Genomic DNA, 19,993 nt, shown 5'->3' on the forward strand with positions numbered 1-19,993 from the left:
TCCCTCAATAGAATGTTTGGAATTAATTCATGAAAAGTAAACCATATACCTACTTATTTCGGGTACAATATTTAGGCTTTCGTTATCACGGTTGGCAAAAACAGCCGGGGGTGAAAACCATTCAGGAAATGTTACAAAGGGCCTTCAAGGGGGCTTTGGGCATAGAAGAATTCAATATTCTAGGATCAGGAAGAACAGATACAGGCGTGTCGTGTCTCAATGGAGCTTTCGAACTTTTTTCTGCTGAGCCCATAGATAATCTGGATAGAACTGTCAAAAGCTGCAATGCTTTCTTACCGGACGATATTAGATTGCTTTCTGCCAAACAGGTTGGGCCTCAGTTTAATGTTATCCAAGACGTGATTGAGAAGGAGTATCGATTTTACTTTTCGTTTGGAACTAAGCCCCATCCGTTTTCAGCCCCTTATACGGTTGTTTTTCCAGAGAAATTGGATGTCCCACTGATGAAGGAAGGTGCCAAGTTGTTTGAAGGAGAAAACGACTTCAGGAATTTTTGTACCAAACCAAAACCGGAAACTGTTTTCAAAAGGTTTATTGATTTGGCTATAATTGATAAGATAGAAACATCTGATGGGTCATGGGAGTTGAGTGAGCCTAGTTTCTGTTTTAGGGTACGGGGAAAAGGTTTTCTCAGGAATCAGGTGAGGTTAATGATGGGGGCTCTTTACGATTTGGGAAAGGGGAAAATAGCCTTAAGCGACTTAGAAGAGGCCTTGAAAGGTAAATTGGAAATAGGGCCATTAAGTAGAAAAGCTCTTCCAACAGGGCTGGTATTGTACGATGTTATTTACGAAAAATAAGAAAGGCCCTCATCAAAAGGGCCTTTTCTGTCAAGTTTATCAATCTTTATTCGAAGAATTTTTTCAGTCCTTCAATTTTCTTCGCCAAGGATGCTTCTACAGCTCTGTAAGCCTCTCTATTTGGAAAGTGTTCATTAACGGAGATATAATATTTGATTTTTGGTTCAGTACCAGAAGGTCTTGCTGAAATTTTGCTTCCATCTTCAAGGTAAAACTGAATTACATTGGACTTATCCAATTCTAGTTCCTCAGTAGTACCTTTTTCAATATCGTACAACTTGCTTTCTAAAACATCAATGACTTTGGTTACTTTAATGCCATTTATGGTCTCTGGTCTGTTGGTTCTGAAACCATGCATTAACTGCTGGATTTGCTCAGCACCATCCTTGCCTTTTTTAGTAACTGATATCAGGGATTCCTTATAAAAACCGAATTTTTGATAGATTTCGGCCAAAACATCAAATAAGGTCATCCCACGCTCTTTGTAATAAGCTAACACTTCTGCCAGCATAGCACAAGCTGAAACACCGTCTTTGTCCCTTACAGCGTCTCCAACCAAAAAACCATAGCTTTCTTCTCCGCCACCGATAAATTCTTTTTTACCTTCAAGTTCTCTGATTACCGCTGCTATATTTTTGAACCCAGTAAGTACTCTATAACAAGGAATACCAAATCCTTTACATATTTCTTCAATCAATTCTGTGGTCACGATGGTATTTACCATAAATTGATCACCAGTAAAATGACCTCTTTTGCTCCACATGGTGAGCAAATAGTAGGTGAGGAGTGTTCCTGTCTGGTTTCCGTTGAGCAGTTCAAATTCTCCTTTTTCATTTGGTATAGCAGCTGCATACCTGTCTCCATCAGGGTCGCAAGCAAGTACTAATTCCGCATTCACTTCTTTTCCTAATTTAAGTGACAAGGTTAATGCCTCCGCTTCTTCTGGGTTTGGATAAACCACAGTGGGGAAGTTTCCATCAGGTTCAGCCTGCTCTTTTACCACATGGATATTTTCAAAACCAAAGGTTTTAAGGGCTGCAGGAACCATTTTACCAGAAGCACCATGTATGGGAGAGAAGACTATGCTCATATTCCTTTGATTCAGGATAGCTTTTGGAGAAAGGCTGAATTTTTTGATGTCATTCAGATAGCTTAGGTCCATTTCATGACCAATGTACTCGATCAGGCTTTCATTTTTGTCCCATTTAACCTCATCTATAGATTTGATCTTTTGAACTTCCAAGATGATGTTTTTGTCATGTGGAGCCACTATTTGTCCACCGTCTTCCCAATAGGCCTTGTAACCATTGTATTCTTTTGGATTGTGTGATGCAGTGATCATTACTCCACTTTTACATCCATAATAGCGAATAGCATAGGAAAGCATAGGAGTAGGGCGCATCTCCTTGAAATATTTCACTTTTATACCATTTGCTGAAAGCACATTGGCAGTAGTGTCAGCAAAGAGCGTATTGTTGATTCTGGAGTCATGGGTGATGGCCACCTTTATTTCCTCACCTGGAAAACAAGCCAGAAGGTAATTGGCCAAGCCTTGAGTCGCCATTCCTACCGTATAGACATTCATTCTATTAGAACCGACACCCATTACACCTCTAAGGCCACCTGTTCCAAATTCTAAATCTTTATAAAAAGAATCAATGAGTTCTGATTGATTTTCAGCCTCTATTAATGCTTGGATTTGGTTTTTTGTTTCTTGGTCAATGTTACTATTAAGCCAGCTTTGGGCTTTGCTAATTATGGATGCGTCTGTCATGATTTTGTAAAAAGCTTGAAATGAAAATCTAATTTAAGCATAAAAGCGATTATTGCCACTTGTAAAGAAAGCTTTAGCCTAAAAAGTGATGATTCTTTAACTTTTAAGCTAAACAGAGTGGAGGGTTACAGGTTGCCTCTCAATTCTTGCTCCCTTTCAATGGCCTCAAAAAGGGCTTTAAAATTGCCCTTACCAAAAGATTTGGCGCCTTTTCTTTGGATGATTTCAAAGAATAAAGTGGGTCGGTCTTGAACTGGTTTGGTAAAGATCTGGAGCAGATAGCCTTCATTGTCTCTGTCCACCAATATGTTAAGGTCTTTAAGTGGCTTGAGGGCCTCATCTATTTTTCCCACTCTAGTTGGCATCTCTTCATAATATGCAGCGGGAACTTCAAGGAATTCAACGCCTCTTTTTCTAAGTTCACCAACAGTCTGGATAATATCATCTGTTGCAATGGCTATATGTTGGACTCCTGGGCTATTATAAAAGTCCAAATATTCTTCTATTTGTGATTTCTTCTTGCCTTCAGCAGGCTCATTGATGGGGAATTTGATATAACCATTGCCATTGGAGACTACTTTTGACATTAGGGCTGAATATTCAGTTGAAATATCCTTGTCGTCAAAAGTGACCAGTAAGCTAAAGCCCATAACTTTTTCATAAAACTCTACCCATTTGTTCATTTCACCCCAACCCACATTTCCTACACAGTGATCAATGTATTTGAAGCCAACAGGCGTGGAGTTATATCCGCTTTCCTTACTCTTATATCCAGGAAGAAAGGGACCGTTATAGTTTTTTCTTTCCACAAATGTGTGGATGGTTTCTCCATAGGTATGGATGGAGGCAATTTTTACTTTTCCATGTTCATCTTCCAAAGTTTGTGGTTCTTCAAAAGACTTAGCTCCTCGAGAAGTGGTTTCCTGCCATGATTTTTCAGCATCATCTACCCATAGCGCCAAAACTTTTACACCATCACCATGTTTTTTGACATGGGCAGCAATTGGGTGGAATTCATTTAATGCACTTGTCAGTACAAGCCGGATTTTACCCTGACTCAACACATAAGAGGCACGGTCCCTCATTCCTGTTTCTGGACCTGCATAAGCAATTAGGGTATAACCAAAAGCATATTGATAGAACAAAGCTGCTTGCTTGGCATTACCTACATAAAATTCGACATGGTCTGTTCCGTTTAGAGGAAGAAAATCAGTTTCCATAGGTTATTATATTTTGGGTTTATACATTCATAGTATTTATCAAATATATCATTTTAAACGAAGGGCTTTTCTAACCAATAGGATTATCTACCTGTTTCACCAATGAATTTACTTAATGATTATTGATTTTTTTAACTGCTTTGAAAAACCTTGGCAGACTTTTTTTATTTTTGTTTTGATCGTTCTATTGATATAAACAATGGTGACAGTGTTTTCTATTAAAACAATAAAAGGCAAATAGAAGATCTGGAATAGGTAATAATTAGGTGGAAAGCCTTTTGCAAGAGAAATATCCTCTTGGAAACTCCTTAGGGATTATCTACCTTCATATTTAAATTCAAAATCAACAAAAAATAATGGACTTAGATAAGTTAGACAAAGACCTAACCGCTATTGTAGAGAAAAGAATAGAGTTGAGTAAATTGACTTATGCAGACGACAATTACGATGATATCGAAGAGGAGATGCATGATTTAGAAGATGATTTCAACGAGGAGTATGGCGATGCCCTTGAGGGGGAGTTGGAAAAGATTTATGACAAGCTGGATTCTGATACTGATATTTTGTTGCCATCTGCTTATTTGGCCAATAAGTATATTCCTATGCTTCCAGATGCCAGAGGTATTGTTTCATATGAAGTAAAAGGTAAAGAGGGAGTGCCTATTGAATCAGAGCAATTTGATGGTCAGGATGTAAGAATTATCATTGTCCCTAATCCAACCCGTTTTGTGATGCAAATCAATGGAGTTGCGATGAAGGATCTATGGAGATCGAGATAAATTACCTAGGTATATATAAAAAAACACCCCAAATAAATTGGGGTGTTTTTTTTTCCAGTAATCTATGTTTTTTGATTCAGGTAAAGCCTAATTTATTTTTTACTTTAAGGAGGGTGTTTTGAGCTATTTCTTTGGCTTTTGCTTCACCTTCAGCTAGTTTGCTGTCTAGTTCATCCAGATTGTTCATATAATAGTCAAAGGTTTCTCTTTCCTTAGCATATTTTTCAGTGATCAGATCCAATAAGGCTTTTTTAGCATGCCCATAGCCAAAATTGCCCCCAAGGTATTTTTGTCTCAGTTCCTCCGTTTGATCCTTATCTGCCACAAGGCTAAATAATTTAAACACATTACAAGTGTCAGGATTCTTAGGTTCTTCAAGCGGGGTGCTGTCCGTTACAATACTGTAGATATTCTTCTTTAACTGTTTTGGAGGAAGGAAGATGTCAATATAATTATTGTATGATTTGCTCATCTTTTGGCCATCAGTGCCAGGAATGATCATTACTTCTTCATTGATCCTTGCTTCTGGCAAGGTAAGGATTTCTTCTTCTAGCTTAGCGTTGAATGATGACGCTATGTCACGGGTCATTTCCAAATGCTGCATTTGATCTTTTCCAACAGGAACGATGTCTGCATCAAACATAAGAATATCAGAAGCCATTAAAACCGGATAAGTAAATAATCCTGCATTGACATCAGAAAGTTTGTCTGATTTATCCTTAAAACTGTGGGCATTTGCCAACATAGGATAGGGGGTAAAGCAGCTAAGGTACCAGGTCAATTCAGTGATTTCCGGAATACGAGATTGTCTGTAAAAAACTGTTTTGCTAATGTCCAGTCCAAATGCGAGCCAGGCAGCTGCTACTGCATGTACATTTTCTTTTCTTTTTTCTCCATCCTTAATGGTGGTTAGGGAGTGAAAATCAGCTATAAAAATGAAAGATTCGTTATTGTCTTTTTTTGTAAGCTCTATTGCGGGGACTATTGCTCCAAGGATATTTCCCAAATGTGGCCGCCCTGAGCTTTGAATTCCTGTTAATACTCTTGCCATCAGTCAAATTTTTGTCGCAAATTAAAGAAATAAAGACAGAATTCGCTTGAATTTTACCGTTATTTGTAACTATGAGAAATATTGGATTGACGTTAATTACCTTATTGTTTTTTCTTTGTTTGACTTTTGTTGTTAGTGCTCAGGGACTTGTCACCAATCCCCTGATGTGGGAAAGAAACCATGCGGAATTAGGAGCAGTGATGGAGGAGCATGGGCAAGTTAATACAGCTTTCTACATGGTCAATAATGGGGAATCACCAATAATTATTGAGGAAGTGTTGACCGATTGCGGTTGCACTACGGTTGATTTTGAAATAGATACACTTTATAAAGATGATATTGGTGCTATTAAAGTTGCCTACCAGCCTACCAGTTTTGGGGGGAGATTTGAGAAAAAGGTTTTGGTGAAAACCAATATTAACCCGCTTGGAGATACCTTGTTTATAGCAGGTAATAATATCCCTTATCCATCCAATGTTGCTTCTTATTACGATTACAAAATAGGGGATTTAGGTTTTAGGTTTAGCTCCATCAATATGGGGAATGTCTTTACCAATGAGCCCAAAATCAAATATGTGGATTTTTATAATTTCAAGGACCTTCCAATTACCTTGGACCATAATGAGATGAACCTCCCTGAACATGTTAAAATCAATATGGTACCAGCCATTGTACCGGCAAAATCAAGGGGGCTTCTAGCTATACAATATGATGGGGAGCTAAAAGAAGACCTTGGCTATTTTGATGAGACAGTAACATTTAATATTGAGTCAAATAGTAATGAAGGAATAGACTTGAGGTTGTTGACCACAGTGCATGAGTATTTTGCTCCGATAGCTAAAAGCGAGGTCAATGAAGTTCCACATTTGGCCCTGGCTGAAGTAAATATTGATCTGGGGAAAATATCAAGCAAGAATCTAGTGTCAAAGAGTGTGAAAATAACCAATACAGGAAGGCAAGCTCTTAATATCAGAAAAGTGATTACCAATTGTGATTGCATGGTTTATGATTTGCCTACTATGGATTTGGAACCAGGGGATCAGACGGAATTAAAATTTACTTTTGACCCAAAAGGAAGGTTGGGGATTGACCATAAAATGATTACTATTTTCAGTAATGATCCAAGGACCCCAACCAGGACAATCATTATTAAAAGCCGGATAGACTAAATTTAGAAATACCTATTTGAACGCCTGTATTCCCGTAATTTCTTGACCAAGGATAAGAAGATGAATGTCATGGGTTCCTTCATAGGTGATTACGGATTCAAGGTTCATCATATGTCTCATAATTGGGTATTCACCGGTGATTCCCATGCCACCATGTATTTGCCTAGCCTCTCTGGCAATTTCCAAGGCCATAGCTACATTATTTCTTTTTGCCAAGGAGATTTGGGCCGTAGTGGCTTTACCTTCATTTTTAAGTTTTCCAAGTCTCCAAACCAAAAGCTGTGCTTTGGTGATCTCTGTCAACATTTCGGCTAGTTTTTTTTGTACAAGCTGAAAAGAAGCAATGGGCTTGTCGAATTGGATTCTTTCGTTGGCATATCTTCTGGCAGCATCATAACAATCCATTGCCGCACCTATTGCACCCCAAGCTATGCCATATCTAGCAGAGTCTAGGCATTTTAAAGGGGCACCCAATCCAGATTTCCCGGGAAGAAGGTTTGATTTTGGAACTTTTACATTGTCAAATACCAATTCACCTGTACTGCTGGCACGAAGGGACCACTTATTATGGGTTTCAGGAGTACTGAATCCTTCCATTCCTCTTTCTACAATTAAGCCATGAATGCGGTCCGATTCATCCTTGGCCCAAACAATGGCAATATCTGCTTTTGGTGAATTGGAAATCCACATTTTGGCTCCATTCAATAAGAAGTGATCCCCCATGTCTTTGAAGTGGGTTTTCATTCCTCCAGGGTTAGAACCATGGTCTGGTTCTGTCAGGCCAAAGCAGCCCAATAATTCACCGCTTGCTAACTTGGGGAGGAATTTTTGCTTTTGTTCTTCCGAGCCGAATGCGAAAATAGGGTACATCACCAGAGAGCCTTGAACAGAAACAGTCGATCGCATTCCAGAGTCGCCACGCTCAATTTCCTGCATAATAAGTCCATAGGCTATATAGTCGAGCCCACCCCCACCGTATTGCTCAGGAATCTGTGAACCAAAAGCCCCTACAGATCCAAACTTTTTGACTATATCTTCTGGGAAATGGCAATTTTGTGCCCATTCCTCTATATAAGGAGAGATTTCTTTTTTGACAAAATCTCTTATGGACTGTCTGATCAGTAAGTGTTCCTCATCGAGTAATTCATCCAAAGCATAAAAGTCAACGCCTTCGAAAGGATCCTGTCTATGGGATGGGTTATTAGGGGATATTGACGACATATTCAGTTGCTTTATTGGGTTTTTAGACTGATTTTTGCACTTTGATTTATAATTATAGATTCTTAATTGTCTCCTATAATTAAGCAAGAAGTTTTATAAAAAACTAAATTACCTCCCTAAATATATAGCTATGAGCAAGGAGCAGCCATCCCAGGAGATCATTGAAAAAATCCAGTTATTGAACGAAAAGTATAAAGCATCTGGACAGGACATGCTTTCCTATTTGGAGGGACTCTTGTATGCTGATTATTTGACCTATTGGGATTATATCAACTTGGATACTCTGTTGACCCTGCAACAGCCAAAGACTTCCTTCAAGGATGAGAAGATTTTTATCATCTACCACCAGATCACAGAGCTATATTTCAATCTCATCATATGGGAGCTGGAACAGATTTCTGAACAAAAAGTCAGCAAGGCAAAGTTTATAAAAGAGCGGCTCAATAGGGTGATTATGTATTTTGACCAATTGATTTCTTCTTTTTCGGTAATGTGGAAGGGCATGGAAAGGGAGCAGTTTTTGAAATTCAGGATGTCTCTATTGCCTTCCAGTGGATTTCAAAGCGCCCAGTATAGGATAATTGAAATCATGTCCACAGAAATCCAATACCTGGTTAATGTGGAAGATCGAGAAGATTATATGGATATCAATCTGACCAGTGTGGACAGCTTGTTTGATATACTTTATTGGCAATTTGGGGCAAAGGAACTGGCAACGGGAGAACAAACGTTAACCCTAAAGACCTTTGATGAGAAATATGGTAAGCAGTTGAAGGAACTGATTATCAAATATAGGAAAATTAACCTTTGGAAAGTCTATCAGCATTGTCCTGATATAGATGAGGAATTGACCGAGTTGATGAGGGCTTATGACCTGAAGGCAAATGTTTTTTGGCCATTGGCCCATTACAAATCTGCCGTAAGGTATCTTCATAAGGCTCCAGCAGATATTGCTGCAACTGGAGGTACCAATTGGCAAAAGTACCTTCCCCCTAGGTTTCAGAAGGTGATATTTTATCCTGAACTTTGGTCTGAAAAGGAAAAAGAAGAGTGGGGAAAAGGCTGGGTGATGAAAGAAGTGTTTGGAGAAGAAGAGTAGGTTGGTGTGAAAGACTTTGTGCTTGAGTAAAAATTAGATAGGATTTAAGGATAGATACCTTACTATGAAAAAAGAAATACAACTTAGGTTAAGTCCTGAAGTAGCTTTTGATTCAGAAAACTTTGAATTGGCAGTTAAAAAGTCTCTTGGAATACAAGGAACGGATGACCGAATAGTTATACGTCAGGCAAAACGATCCATTGATGCAAGGGGTAAGCAGGTGAAAATAAATGTAAGTGCAGAGGTTTTTATCAATGAGGAGCCAAGCCCAAGGATTGCTGCGAGCAAGGATTATTATAGAAATGTTTCCAATTCAGACCCTGTAATTATTGTAGGTGCAGGTCCAGCGGGCTTATTTGCTGCACTGAGGTGTATTGAGTTGGGTGCAAAGCCAATTGTAATTGAAAGAGGGAAGGATGTAAGGGAAAGAAGAAGAGATTTGGCCGCTATCAATAAGGAGCATATCGTTAATCCAGAATCCAATTATTGTTTTGGAGAAGGTGGAGCAGGGACCTATTCAGATGGGAAGCTTTATACACGGTCCAAGAAAAGGGGAGATGTAAGGAGGGTGTTGGAAATATTGGTAGCCCATGGTGCCAGAGAAGATATTTTGGTGGATGCTCATCCCCATATAGGTACCAATAAACTACCCAAACTGGTGGCTGACCTGAGGCAAAGTATCCTTAATGCAGGAGGGGAAATCCTATTCAATACCAAAGTCACAGATTTTATCCTTGATGGCAATGAAATGAAAGGGGTTGTTACGAAGGATGGAGAAAAGATCCTAGGTCTTGGTGTAATCCTTGCAACCGGACATTCAGCGAGGGATATTTTTCATTTGCTAAAGGAAAAGGAAATATTGATTGAGGCCAAACCTTTTGCCCTTGGGGTAAGGGTAGAGCACAGTCAGGAACTGATTGATAAAATCCAATACCACTGTTCTGGAAATAGAGGGGCTTATTTGCCCGCTTCTTCCTATGCCCTGGTACAACAAACGATGTATGATGGAAAACAAAGGGGAGTCTTTTCCTTTTGCATGTGCCCTGGTGGGTTTATCGTCCCGGCAGCTACAGCTCCAGGGGAGCTTGTAGTCAATGGGATGAGCCCGAGTCGAAGAGATAGTAAATTTGCCAATTCGGGTATTGTGGCAGCTGTAGAGTTGGAAGATATTCCCCATTATCAGAAATACGGGGAGCTTGCAGCAATGATGTTTCAAGCTGATGTAGAAAAAGCGGCATGGGAGTCTGGAGGTAAGACCCAGGTAGCCCCAGCGCAGCGTTTGGTTGATTTTGTCAATGGTAGGTCAAGTATGGATTTATTGGAAACTTCCTATCAGCCCGGTCTAAAATCCGTAGATATGGGGAAAGAGGTATTACCTGATTTTGTCGCAGATAGACTCAGGAATGCATTCAAGGGATTTGGTAAGAAAATGAGAGGTTATCTTACAAATGATGCGCAAATTATCGGGGTGGAAAGCAGGACTTCTTCTCCTGTCAGGGTTCCCAGAGAAAAGGAAAGTTTCGAACATCCAATTATAGCAGGTTTATATCCTTGTGGTGAAGGCGCTGGTTATGCTGGTGGTATTGTTTCGGCGGCTATGGATGGAGAGCGTTGTGCAGAAAAACTATTAGAGAAGTATGGTTAAAAAGAAAACAGTTATTATCGGTGCAACAGATAAGCCCGGTCGATATGCGTATTTGGCTGCAAGGATGTTGAAAGAATATGGACAGCCCATTGTACCCATGAGCATTCATGGAGTGGAGGTCAATGGTGAAAAAATCATTGACCTAAATGGAAAGCCTAAAATTGAAGAGGTCGATACTGTTACAATGTATATTAATCCATCCCATCAGGGAGAATGGGCAGATTATATCATTTCTTTAGCGCCAAAAAGAGTGATATTTAATCCTGGTTCTGAAAATCAAGGCTTTAAACAACGTTTAAATGCTGCAGGAATTGAAACCGTTGAAGGTTGTACTTTGGTGATGTTGAGATCAAATCAATTCTAAATTTTTGCATTGGTTTTTAAGCTGCAATTTTTAGGTTTATATAGCTGTTATGTGCCAAAAATGTCGTATTATTAAAGGTTGAAAGTGAAATTGAAAATAGAGGAATTTTTCCTCTTTATTCTTTTATAAATCTTATTATGAGTAAAGAAGAAGCGTCGAATTTAGGGGAATATTCCGCAGGGAATATTCAGATTTTAGAAGGTTTAGAAGCAGTTAGGAAAAGACCAGCCATGTATATTGGTGATGTTGGGATCAAAGGTCTTCATCACTTGATATGGGAAGTTGTCGATAATTCAATAGATGAGGCTTTAGCTGGGCATTGTGATACCATCCATGTGACAGTGATGGAAGACAATTCCGTTATGGTGCAGGATAATGGTAGGGGTATTCCTACCGATATGCACGAAAAGGAAAAACGATCTGCCCTAGAAGTGGTTATGACAGTGCTCCATGCTGGTGGTAAATTTGACAAGGATACTTATAAAGTTTCTGGAGGTCTTCACGGTGTAGGTGTTTCCTGTGTGAATGCACTTTCTACCATGCTAAAAGCAACAGTTCACAGGAATGGGAAGATTTTTGAACAAGAATATTCCAGAGGCGTTCCCCAAGCAGATGTAAAGGAAATCGGAGAAACTGATAAAAGAGGTACTACTATACACTTTAAGCCCGATGGCGAAATATTTGCCATTCTGGAATATAAGTATGATACCATTGCCACCCGTTTAAGGGAAATGGCTTTCCTTAATGCCGGAATTAGGATCCACCTTAAGGATATGAGGGAATTGGATGAGGATGGAACCCCACGTTCTGATGAGTTTTATTCTGAAGGCGGCCTTGTGGAATTCGTAGAATATTTGGATGAAACCAGGGAAAAGGTAATTTCGGAACCAATTTATATTGAATCAGAAAAGAACGGTGTACCTGTACAGGTTGCCATGAGTTATAATTCTTCTTTCTCAGAAAATGTGGTTTCCTATGTGAATACCATTAACACTTACGAGGGAGGAACCCATGTTTCTGGTTTTAGAAGGGCATTGACCAGGACCTTGAAAAGCTACGCGGATAAGTCTGGTATGCTGGACAAAGTGAAAATAGATATCTCCGGGGATGATTTTAGGGAAGGCCTTACAGCGGTAATTTCTGTTAAGGTTGCAGAACCTCAGTTTGAGGGTCAGACCAAGACAAAATTGGGTAACTCAGAGGTGATCAGTGCAGTGGATAGTTCTGTATCAGAAGTATTGCAGTATTGGTTGGAAGAGCATCCGAAGGAAGCCAAGATTATTGTTGGAAAAGTAGTCCTTGCAGCTCAGGCCAGACACGCGGCTCGAAAAGCCCGTGAAATGGTACAGCGTAAAAATGTACTTGGAGGTGGAGGCTTACCAGGTAAATTAGCTGACTGTGCTAATACCAATCCAGAAATCTGTGAATTGTACCTTGTCGAAGGGGACTCTGCAGGAGGGTCTGCTAAGCAAGGTAGAGATAGGGATTTTCAAGCTATTTTACCGCTAAAAGGAAAGATCCTAAATGTGGAAAAAGCCCATGAGCATAAGATTTATGATAATGATGAGATCAAGAATATTCTTACTGCACTTGGAGTGAAATTCGGTACAGCGGAAGATGAGAAGGAACTTGATCTTACCAATTTGAGATATCACAAGATCGTGATCATGACGGATGCAGATATTGATGGGTCTCACATCCGTACTTTGATCTTAACCCTTTTCTTCAGATATATGAAGTCTCTTATCGAAAATGGTTATGTATACATTGCACTACCTCCTTTATATTTATTGAAAAAAGGGAAGGATGAGCGTTACTGCTGGACCGAGGAAGAAAGGGTAGCCTTGACTAAGGAAATGGCAGGTGATGGTAAAACGGAAAGTGTGGGTATCCAGCGTTATAAAGGTCTTGGTGAAATGAACCCAGATCAGTTGTGGACCACTACAATGGATCCGAGTACGCGTACAATGAAGCAGGTGACTATTGAATCCGCTGCTGAAGCTGACCACCTTTTCAGTATGTTGATGGGGGATGAAGTAGCTCCTAGGCGAGAGTTTATCGAAAGAAATGCTAAGTATGCAAAAATCGATACCTGATAAAACTTAAATTTAGGTTGAAAAAGGGGCGAGAAGCCCCTTTTTTACTTATCTTGAATTATCGTCGATAACCATTCTTTTTTAAATTATTTATATACAGAAGTTTGTAATATGGAGATGGATGTCATTCAGAAAGATAAATATATAAGTAAGATAGACAGCAGTGACCTGGTGAGCAGGGATTTGAGTTGGCTTAAATTCAATGATAGGGTTTTGGATCAATCCAAAAAGGAGTCCAGAACGATTTTTGAGAAGCTTAAGTTTATGGCCATTACTGCTTCGAATCTCGATGAGTTTTTTATGATTCGGGTCGGGTCATTGTACAATTACTTGGATTATGATAAGGAACGAATAGATTATTCTGGCCTGCGCGAAGAGCCTTTCAAAGAAAAGCTGATGATGGACTCACAGTCTTTTCACAGACGCCAGCATGAGCACTTTATCAATGAAATACTACCAAATACTGAAGCTTCTGGTTTTGTTCTGAGCAATGTTAAAAAACTCAGTAATGAAGAGCAGGACCTAATTAAAGAGTATTTTTTCAAGGCGGTCTATCCAATGCTTACTCCAATGGTGTTTGATGGTTATCATACCTTTCCCATATTAATGAACAAACTATTGATTTTTGGAGTAGTTACCATTAATCCAGGAGAGAAAAAGGATAATCGAAAGCTTTCATTTGTACAGATTCCATCCAATATTCCAAGGTTTTTTGAGATTGAACGTGGCGAAGGAGTGGCTTATATACCTATTGAGGAGGTTATTAGAGAGCACATTGTTTCCCTTTTCAGAAATGTAGTGATTGAATCCATTAATCTTTTCAGGATTACAAGAAACGGAGATTTTACTTTGGAAGAAACCGAGGACATGGATTCTAATTTTCTTGAAGAAGTTAAGCGTAAGCTTAATGAAAGAAAGACTGGTCGTGTAGTTCGGGTTGAAATAGAAGAGGGGCATAGCAAATGGATGATGAATTTGCTGAAAGACCGGTGGAAAATCCAAAATGACAGTATTTTCAAGGTCAAAAAGGAAAGTATGCTAGACTTTACCAGCTTCTGGCAGATTATTGGGAATAGGCGTTTTAAGGATAGAATGTGGCACCCACCGGGCCAAGTGCCTCCATTAAGTTATCCATTGGCTGGCAGATCAGATATATTCCAGACCCTGAAGCAAAAGGATGTATTATTGCATCATCCATATAATAATATTGAACCCATTTTTGATTTGCTTTATCAAGCTGCGGAAGATCCGAATGTAATGGCAATAAAAATGACCATTTATAGGTTGGCAAAGCATTCAAGGATTACTTCAGCCTTATTGAAAGCAGTTGAGAATGGGAAGCACGTTTCTGTTCTTTTCGAGGTCAAAGCACGTTTTGACGAAGAGAATAATATTCAAGAAGCTAAAAAACTACAAAAGGCCGGTTGCTTTGTGATTTATGGAGTGAGTAATTTTAAAACGCACACCAAGCTGTTGCTAATTGTGAAGAAGGATGAAAATAAAGTAACTCGGTATGTGCATTTAGGTTCAGGGAATTATAATGAGGATACTTCCAAGTTATATACTGATCTGGGACTACTTACTACCAATGAGATCTTGGCGAATGATGTTTCAGAATTCTTTAATGTAATAACGGGGCATTCTATGCCTAGTAGTTATAAAAATTTGATTACAGCCCCACAAGGAATGAGAAGCCAATTGATCAGCTTTATAGAAAATGAGGCTGAAAATGCCAAAAAGGGTTTACCTTGTGGGATTTTTATCAAGGTAAACAGCTTGGAGGACAGTGAGTCCATTTATGCTTTGTACAAGGCCTCCCAATGTGGGGTTCCTGTGAAGTTAATAGTAAGAGGGATTTGTTGTTTGCGTCCAGGACGTAAAGGACTGAGTGAGAATATCGAGGTTTATTCTATTGTAGGGGACTTTCTTGAACATTCCAGGATTTACCATTTTCATAATAATGGAGATACCAGAACTTATGCAGGTAGTGCTGATATGATGGTGAGGAGCTTTGAGAAAAGATTAGAATCCTTGTTTAGGGTTCAGGATCCGTTTTTGGAAAAGCAATTGATGAATATTATAGCCTATAACCTGAAGGATAATGTTAATGCTTATATCATGCAGGAGGATGGAACTTATAAAGCCAAAACACCAGGTGAAAACGAGGAGGTATTCAATATTCATGAAGAGTTTTTCAAATTGACTCCTGAGATAGTGGAAAATGTCAACTTACAGGAGTGAAAAATATTTCATGAAATCATAATAAAGGCTGTCATTTTTAGAATGGCAGCCTATTCTTTCATAATATTGAATCTGCTAACTTAGATTTGTTTTTTTCAAAGAGCACGTTCATAACACCATCTTTTAATCCAACATCAGGAACAATCATTTTACTCGAACCGGCTGCTTCCATTGCTTCCAAGTAAATACTTGAAGCAGGTATAATTACATCAGCACGGTCAGGGTTTAAGTTCAGATGATTTACCCTTTCTTCATAACTGAAGCCTTCTAAATAGGCCTTGATTTCTTTTATTTTATTGATGTCAAGGTATCTTTTGTTCTTCCTAGGATTGGAAAGTTCAAATATCTTATTGATGTTCCCTCCCGTACCTATACAAGTGATTTTGTGCTTTTTGTCTATGTTTTCAGCTATGAAATTCCGCATGGAATTCCAGACTTTAGGAGATCTGCCACTGTCTAGCGTCCTTACAGAACCTATTTTAAAGGATTTACTGGCGACTTTTTGTTTATTTTGGTAAATATTGAGCTCAGTGCTTCCTCCTCCAACATCGATATGAAGATAGGATTTGTGGTCAATGTAGTTCCATAAGGCAATATTGATCAGGTCAGCTTCTTTGTTTCCATCAATAATTTGAATTTTTAAACCCAAATCTTGCTTCACTTCTTCTGCGATATCCTTTCCATTTTCAGATTCGCGCATGGCAGAAGTAGCACAGACCATGTAATCATCCACTTCGTATAGATCAATAAGCAATTTGTATGCTTTCATCAGCTTGACAAATTTTCTGCGGTTTTGGTCGCTTATTCGTTTGTCATGGAATACATCTTTTCCCAATCTTAATGGAAATCTAACATATTCTAGTTTTTTGAAATTGATATTGTCTTGATAATGGGTAATGTGGGTAATCTGCAATCTGATGGCGTTTGACCCAATGTCTACTGCTGCTAGCTTCAAGGCTGATGTGGTTTATACTGTCTTTAGACCTAAATAAATTCCCTTTGAGAGGGTATTAATAGCTTAAAATTAAAATAAAAGAGGGGATTATTTTTCCCCTCAAATTTATTTTTTTTTGGATACCCCCAAAAGGATAAGTCCAGCAATGATAGAAGCCCCACCTGCGTAAGGGGGCCAGTTCACATTTTTTTCTTTTTCAGCACTAAGTTCAATTGGTCCAGCATCAATAACGGTTTCTTCCGTAGTAAAAGAAAAACCAGTCACGAAAAACATAGCTATCCCGGCTATGATTAAAATAATTCCTATGGTTTTCATATGTTTTTATGTTGTTTCAACAAATGTCTTTCAAAAAACCTACCAAAGATCATTTTTTAAACATAAAAGTTAATGGAGAGTAAAGTGGGGGAGTCAATTAAATCACTTATTATGCTCCTTGCAGCTTATATTTCCTTACAGATAAAATTAAACACAATGTTAAAATAGCCCCGACAATTCCCAGAGATATGGCCGAAGGGATATGATAGAATGATGAAATGATCATTTTTATTCCAATGAAAGCCAGTATAAATGCCAATCCATATTTTAAATAATCAAAAAGGTCAAACACCGAAGCCAATAAAAAATAAAGCGCTCTTAGACCCAAAATGGCAAAAATATTAGAAGTATAAAGAATAATTGGATCATTGGAGACTGCAAAGATTGCAGGAATAGAGTCTACAGCAAATAGCAAATCTGTTATTTCTATTACCGCTAAGACCACCAATAGTTGGGTAGCTAGCCTTTTTCCATTAATTTTTACAAAGAATTTGTCGTTATGAAAATGTGGGTCCACTGGAAATAATTTATAAATGACCTTGGTGCCAAGGGAATTGTTGAAATTTTCTTGGTCATTTTCATTTTCTGGAAGCAAGGATTTCCATCCAGCATAGATCAAGAAAAACCCAAAAAGCGTAAGAATAAGGTTGATTTTTATCGTTGTTCCCAACAATGCGAAGGAGGGAAGGTAACTTAATTCTATAAGTGTAATGCCAAAGAAAATAAAGATAGCCCTCATGATGATGGCACCAACTATTCCATAAAACAGAACTTTATGCTGGTATTTGTCAGGTACTTTAAAGAATTTAAATACCATGATAAATACAAATAAATTGTCCACGCTTAGGGCTTTTTCTATTAGAAAAGCGGTGTAATATTGAGCAGCTTTTTCAGTTCCTAAATCAAAATAGAGATACAGACCAAAAAGCAATCCCAAGCCTATCCAAACCACAGACCATAAAAGGGCTTCCTTGATGTTTATTTTTCGTGCATTTCTGTTAAAAACAAACAAGTCGATGGCCAACATGCTTAAAATAATCAAACTAAAACCAACTAGTGTATAGCCTTCTTCCTTGAAATAATCCATTCTAATTTTTTTAGAACTGCAAAAGTATAAAATACTCTTGTAGCTCAAAACTTTACAAGTGGGTTAAAAGGGAAAAAACATGGGGATGCATAAAGTGGCTATGATCCAATAGATAATATTTAGTGGGGTTCCAACTTTCAGGTAATCAATAAATTTATAATTACCGGGAGTGTAGATCATAGTGTTAGTTTGATACCCCATAGGGGTCATGAAGCTCAGTGATGCTCCAAAGGTAACCGCCATGAGAAAAGGTCTGTCGCTGACTTCTAAAGCTGAAGATATGGATAAGGCGATAGGGGCTAGAAGGGCTGCTGTGGCATTGTTGGACATGAAGTTGGTAATCATAAAGGTCAATGCAAAAACCACGCTTAAAATAATTCTGGGGCCATAATTGCCCAATTGGTCCACTAAAACTTTTGCCAATAATGTTGAAGCTCCTGTTTTTTCCAATGCAGTACCCATAGATAAAATCCCTGCAAGCATAAACAGCACTTTCCAGTCTATGGCCCTATATGCTTCATCTGTTGTAATGGATTTTAGAATGACCAATAATACTACTCCGACGATTGCAGCAATGGTTATGGGCAGAATGTTTAAACCTGCTATTGTAATGACAGAAATTACAATGAACAGTGTTTGTACTATCTTTTTCCAGTTAATTCTAGGTGTTGTATCCTCAGAAATGATCAATAAATTTTCTCCACCTTTTACTTGACCTACGACTTCCTCATCGCCGCGCACCAACAGAACATCTCCAGCTGAAATTTTTGTATGCTTAAGTTTTTTGTAGAGAATATCGTTTCTGTGCCTGATGGCGAGGACTGTAAGGCCAGGGAAGGTTGCCCTGAAGTTTACGGATTTTACGGTGTTGTTGATCAGGTTTGAGTTGGGAGGAACGACCATCTCATATAATTTGTGCCCTTGAAATTTAAAGTCCTCGTCTTTGAGTTTTAGATCAATTTTTAATTCTATTCCAGGTACATTTCTGATTTGGGTTAATGTTTCTTTATCGCAAGTTATCCTTATGGTGTCATTTAGACGGATAGAAGTATATTTATAGGCATTGATTTTATCACCATTATCACGGATTATTTGTACGGCTTCGACATTATAGTCATTAAAAAACTTTGCGGACCTTATGGACTTGCCAATGTCTTCGAATTTTTGGGTTACAAATATTTCAGTGATATAATCTCCCAAGTCAAAAGTTTCAGATAATTCTCTAGCGGGTTGTCTGCTTGGTACTAGCCACCGTCCTATGGTCATCATATAGGTGATTCCTACAAGTAAAAAAATAATTCCCATTCCACTCATCTCAAATATTCCGAAGGGTTTAACCCCGTTACTTTCAGCAATACCGCTTACTAGAATATTGGTACTTGTTCCCAAGAGAGTACATACTCCTCCCATTAAGGCGCCAAAAGATAGTGGCATTAAAAGTTTGGATGGGGATATATTGGTGTCTTTTGAGATTTTGAGCACAGTTGGCATCATTAAGGCCACGATTGCTGTGTCATTGATGAAGGCAGAAAGAGTCCCTGAAACGACCATAAGCGTCAGAAGGAACATGAATTCATTTTTTCTGCTCATTCGCAGAAAAAGTATGTTAATGGAATTTAGCGAACCTGTTTTGAAAACCGCTGCACTGATTACGAACATCGCCCCAACAGTAATAGTGGCTGGATTGCTAAAACCTGCCACCCCCTCCTCAAAACTCAAAATCCCTGTAACCATAAAGCTGATCATCACCATGATAGAGACAGTGTCTATTGAGAACTTTTCCGTGAGAAAAAGTATCATGGCAAGGCCTATTATTATGAGTACAAGTAAGATTTCTAATGTCATAATTTACATTTTAGCATAATGGCCTTTTTTGATTTTTCTTTTAATGGAGAAGAAGTTGGTGAATCCCATTATTAAGAAGATTAAGCTGATACCAAATGATAAATATCCAAATTCTTTGATATTGGCCAGGCCTTCAACTTTTACCAGTGCAGTACCACTAACCAAAAAATATAGACTTGTTCTAATATACGAAAGAAGTGTCCTATCATTAGCCATTTTGGTCCTTTGTCTTGCCAAATAATCTCTTACAATTAATTCATTTTCAGATTCTTTTTCCATAGTTTTGTTAAGTTCAGGTAGTTCAATTTCAT

General features: G+C 38.5%; 17 protein-coding genes. 8 read left to right on the forward strand and 9 right to left on the reverse strand.

All coding sequences use genetic code 11. The annotated features are described in order from the left end of the window. Nucleotides 1-29: 29 nt before the first annotated feature. Nucleotides 30-821: a tRNA pseudouridine synthase A gene (locus tag KMW37_RS05650; RefSeq protein WP_215223638.1), complete on the forward strand. Its 792-nt coding sequence runs from the start codon at nucleotides 30-32 to the stop codon at nucleotides 819-821. A 46-nt stretch (nucleotides 822-867) separates the two neighbouring features. Here the strand turns inward: KMW37_RS05650 and KMW37_RS05655 are convergent, their stop codons facing one another. Together KMW37_RS05655 and hppD are read right to left on the reverse strand one after the other, a co-directional pair. Next, nucleotides 868-2,595: a phospho-sugar mutase gene (locus KMW37_RS05655; RefSeq protein ID WP_215223639.1), complete on the reverse strand. Its 1,728-nt coding sequence runs from the start codon at nucleotides 2,593-2,595 to the stop codon at nucleotides 868-870. 125 nt (nucleotides 2,596-2,720) lie between these two features. Next, nucleotides 2,721-3,815 (reverse strand): 4-hydroxyphenylpyruvate dioxygenase, encoded by a 1,095-nt coding sequence (hppD, locus tag KMW37_RS05660; RefSeq protein ID WP_215223640.1) that lies wholly within the window; start codon nucleotides 3,813-3,815, stop codon nucleotides 2,721-2,723. A 356-nt stretch (nucleotides 3,816-4,171) separates the two neighbouring features. Between hppD and KMW37_RS05665 the strand changes: the two genes are divergently transcribed. Further along, nucleotides 4,172-4,594: a hypothetical protein gene (locus KMW37_RS05665; protein ID WP_215223641.1), complete on the forward strand. Its 423-nt coding sequence runs from the start codon at nucleotides 4,172-4,174 to the stop codon at nucleotides 4,592-4,594. A gap of 76 nt (nucleotides 4,595-4,670) precedes the next feature. On the opposite strand, the gene trpS is transcribed toward KMW37_RS05665, so the two are convergent. Next, complete coding sequence (gene trpS / locus KMW37_RS05670) at nucleotides 4,671-5,645, reverse strand: tryptophan--tRNA ligase (protein ID WP_215223642.1); 975 nt, start codon at nucleotides 5,643-5,645, stop codon at nucleotides 4,671-4,673. Between the two features lie 71 nt (nucleotides 5,646-5,716). On the opposite strand from trpS, the gene KMW37_RS05675 reads away from it, so the two are divergent. Next, a complete protein-coding gene (locus KMW37_RS05675; protein ID WP_215223643.1) occupies nucleotides 5,717-6,814 on the forward strand; it encodes a DUF1573 domain-containing protein in 1,098 nt (365 codons plus the stop codon). A gap of 12 nt (nucleotides 6,815-6,826) precedes the next feature. Here KMW37_RS05675 and KMW37_RS05680 read toward each other — a convergent pair whose 3' ends face one another. Then, on the reverse strand, nucleotides 6,827-8,035 hold the full coding sequence (locus KMW37_RS05680) for an acyl-CoA dehydrogenase family protein (protein WP_215223644.1): 1,209 nt from the start codon (nucleotides 8,033-8,035) through the stop codon (nucleotides 6,827-6,829). Between the two features lie 130 nt (nucleotides 8,036-8,165). Here KMW37_RS05680 and KMW37_RS05685 point away from each other — a divergent pair, with 130 nt between their 5' ends. The 5 genes from KMW37_RS05685 (at nucleotide 8,166) to ppk1 (ending at nucleotide 15,480) form a co-directional block, all read left to right on the forward strand. Beyond that, nucleotides 8,166-9,134: a tryptophan 2,3-dioxygenase family protein gene (locus tag KMW37_RS05685; protein ID WP_215223645.1), complete on the forward strand. Its 969-nt coding sequence runs from the start codon at nucleotides 8,166-8,168 to the stop codon at nucleotides 9,132-9,134. Nucleotides 9,135-9,198: 64 nt separating this feature from the next. Next, entirely contained in the window at nucleotides 9,199-10,779 is a 1,581-nt protein-coding gene (locus KMW37_RS05690; protein ID WP_215223646.1) for an NAD(P)/FAD-dependent oxidoreductase, read from the forward strand. Continuing rightward, entirely contained in the window at nucleotides 10,772-11,143 is a 372-nt protein-coding gene (locus KMW37_RS05695) for a CoA-binding protein (RefSeq protein WP_215223647.1), read from the forward strand. The genes KMW37_RS05690 and KMW37_RS05695 overlap by 8 nt, the downstream gene beginning before the upstream one ends. 137 nt (nucleotides 11,144-11,280) lie before the next feature. Further along, nucleotides 11,281-13,239, forward strand: a complete 1,959-nt coding sequence (gene gyrB, locus KMW37_RS05700; RefSeq protein WP_215223648.1) for a DNA topoisomerase (ATP-hydrolyzing) subunit B — start codon at nucleotides 11,281-11,283, stop codon at nucleotides 13,237-13,239. A gap of 117 nt (nucleotides 13,240-13,356) precedes the next feature. Next, entirely contained in the window at nucleotides 13,357-15,480 is a 2,124-nt protein-coding gene (ppk1, locus tag KMW37_RS05705; RefSeq protein WP_215223883.1) for a polyphosphate kinase 1, read from the forward strand. A gap of 58 nt (nucleotides 15,481-15,538) precedes the next feature. On the opposite strand, the gene KMW37_RS05710 is transcribed toward ppk1, so the two are convergent. From KMW37_RS05710 to KMW37_RS05730, 5 genes are all read right to left on the reverse strand, one after another. Continuing rightward, entirely contained in the window at nucleotides 15,539-16,435 is an 897-nt protein-coding gene (locus KMW37_RS05710) for a Ppx/GppA phosphatase family protein (RefSeq protein ID WP_215223649.1), read from the reverse strand. Between the two features lie 105 nt (nucleotides 16,436-16,540). Continuing rightward, the gene (locus KMW37_RS05715) at nucleotides 16,541-16,750 is read right to left on the reverse strand and encodes a hypothetical protein (RefSeq protein WP_215223650.1); all 210 of its coding nucleotides are present in this window, start codon (nucleotides 16,748-16,750) and stop codon (nucleotides 16,541-16,543) included. A gap of 109 nt (nucleotides 16,751-16,859) precedes the next feature. After that, on the reverse strand, nucleotides 16,860-17,837 hold the full coding sequence (locus tag KMW37_RS05720) for a TerC/Alx family metal homeostasis membrane protein (protein WP_215223651.1): 978 nt from the start codon (nucleotides 17,835-17,837) through the stop codon (nucleotides 16,860-16,862). 63 nt (nucleotides 17,838-17,900) lie between these two features. After that, a complete protein-coding gene (locus KMW37_RS05725; protein ID WP_215223652.1) occupies nucleotides 17,901-19,682 on the reverse strand; it encodes an SLC13 family permease in 1,782 nt (593 codons plus the stop codon). A gap of 3 nt (nucleotides 19,683-19,685) precedes the next feature. Continuing rightward, nucleotides 19,686-19,961 (reverse strand): DUF202 domain-containing protein, encoded by a 276-nt coding sequence (locus KMW37_RS05730; protein WP_215223653.1) that lies wholly within the window; start codon nucleotides 19,959-19,961, stop codon nucleotides 19,686-19,688. Nucleotides 19,962-19,993 lie beyond the last annotated feature (32 nt).

This window comes from Echinicola shivajiensis (assembly GCF_018642165.1).
Lineage (GTDB): Bacteria > Bacteroidota > Bacteroidia > Cytophagales > Cyclobacteriaceae > Echinicola > Echinicola shivajiensis.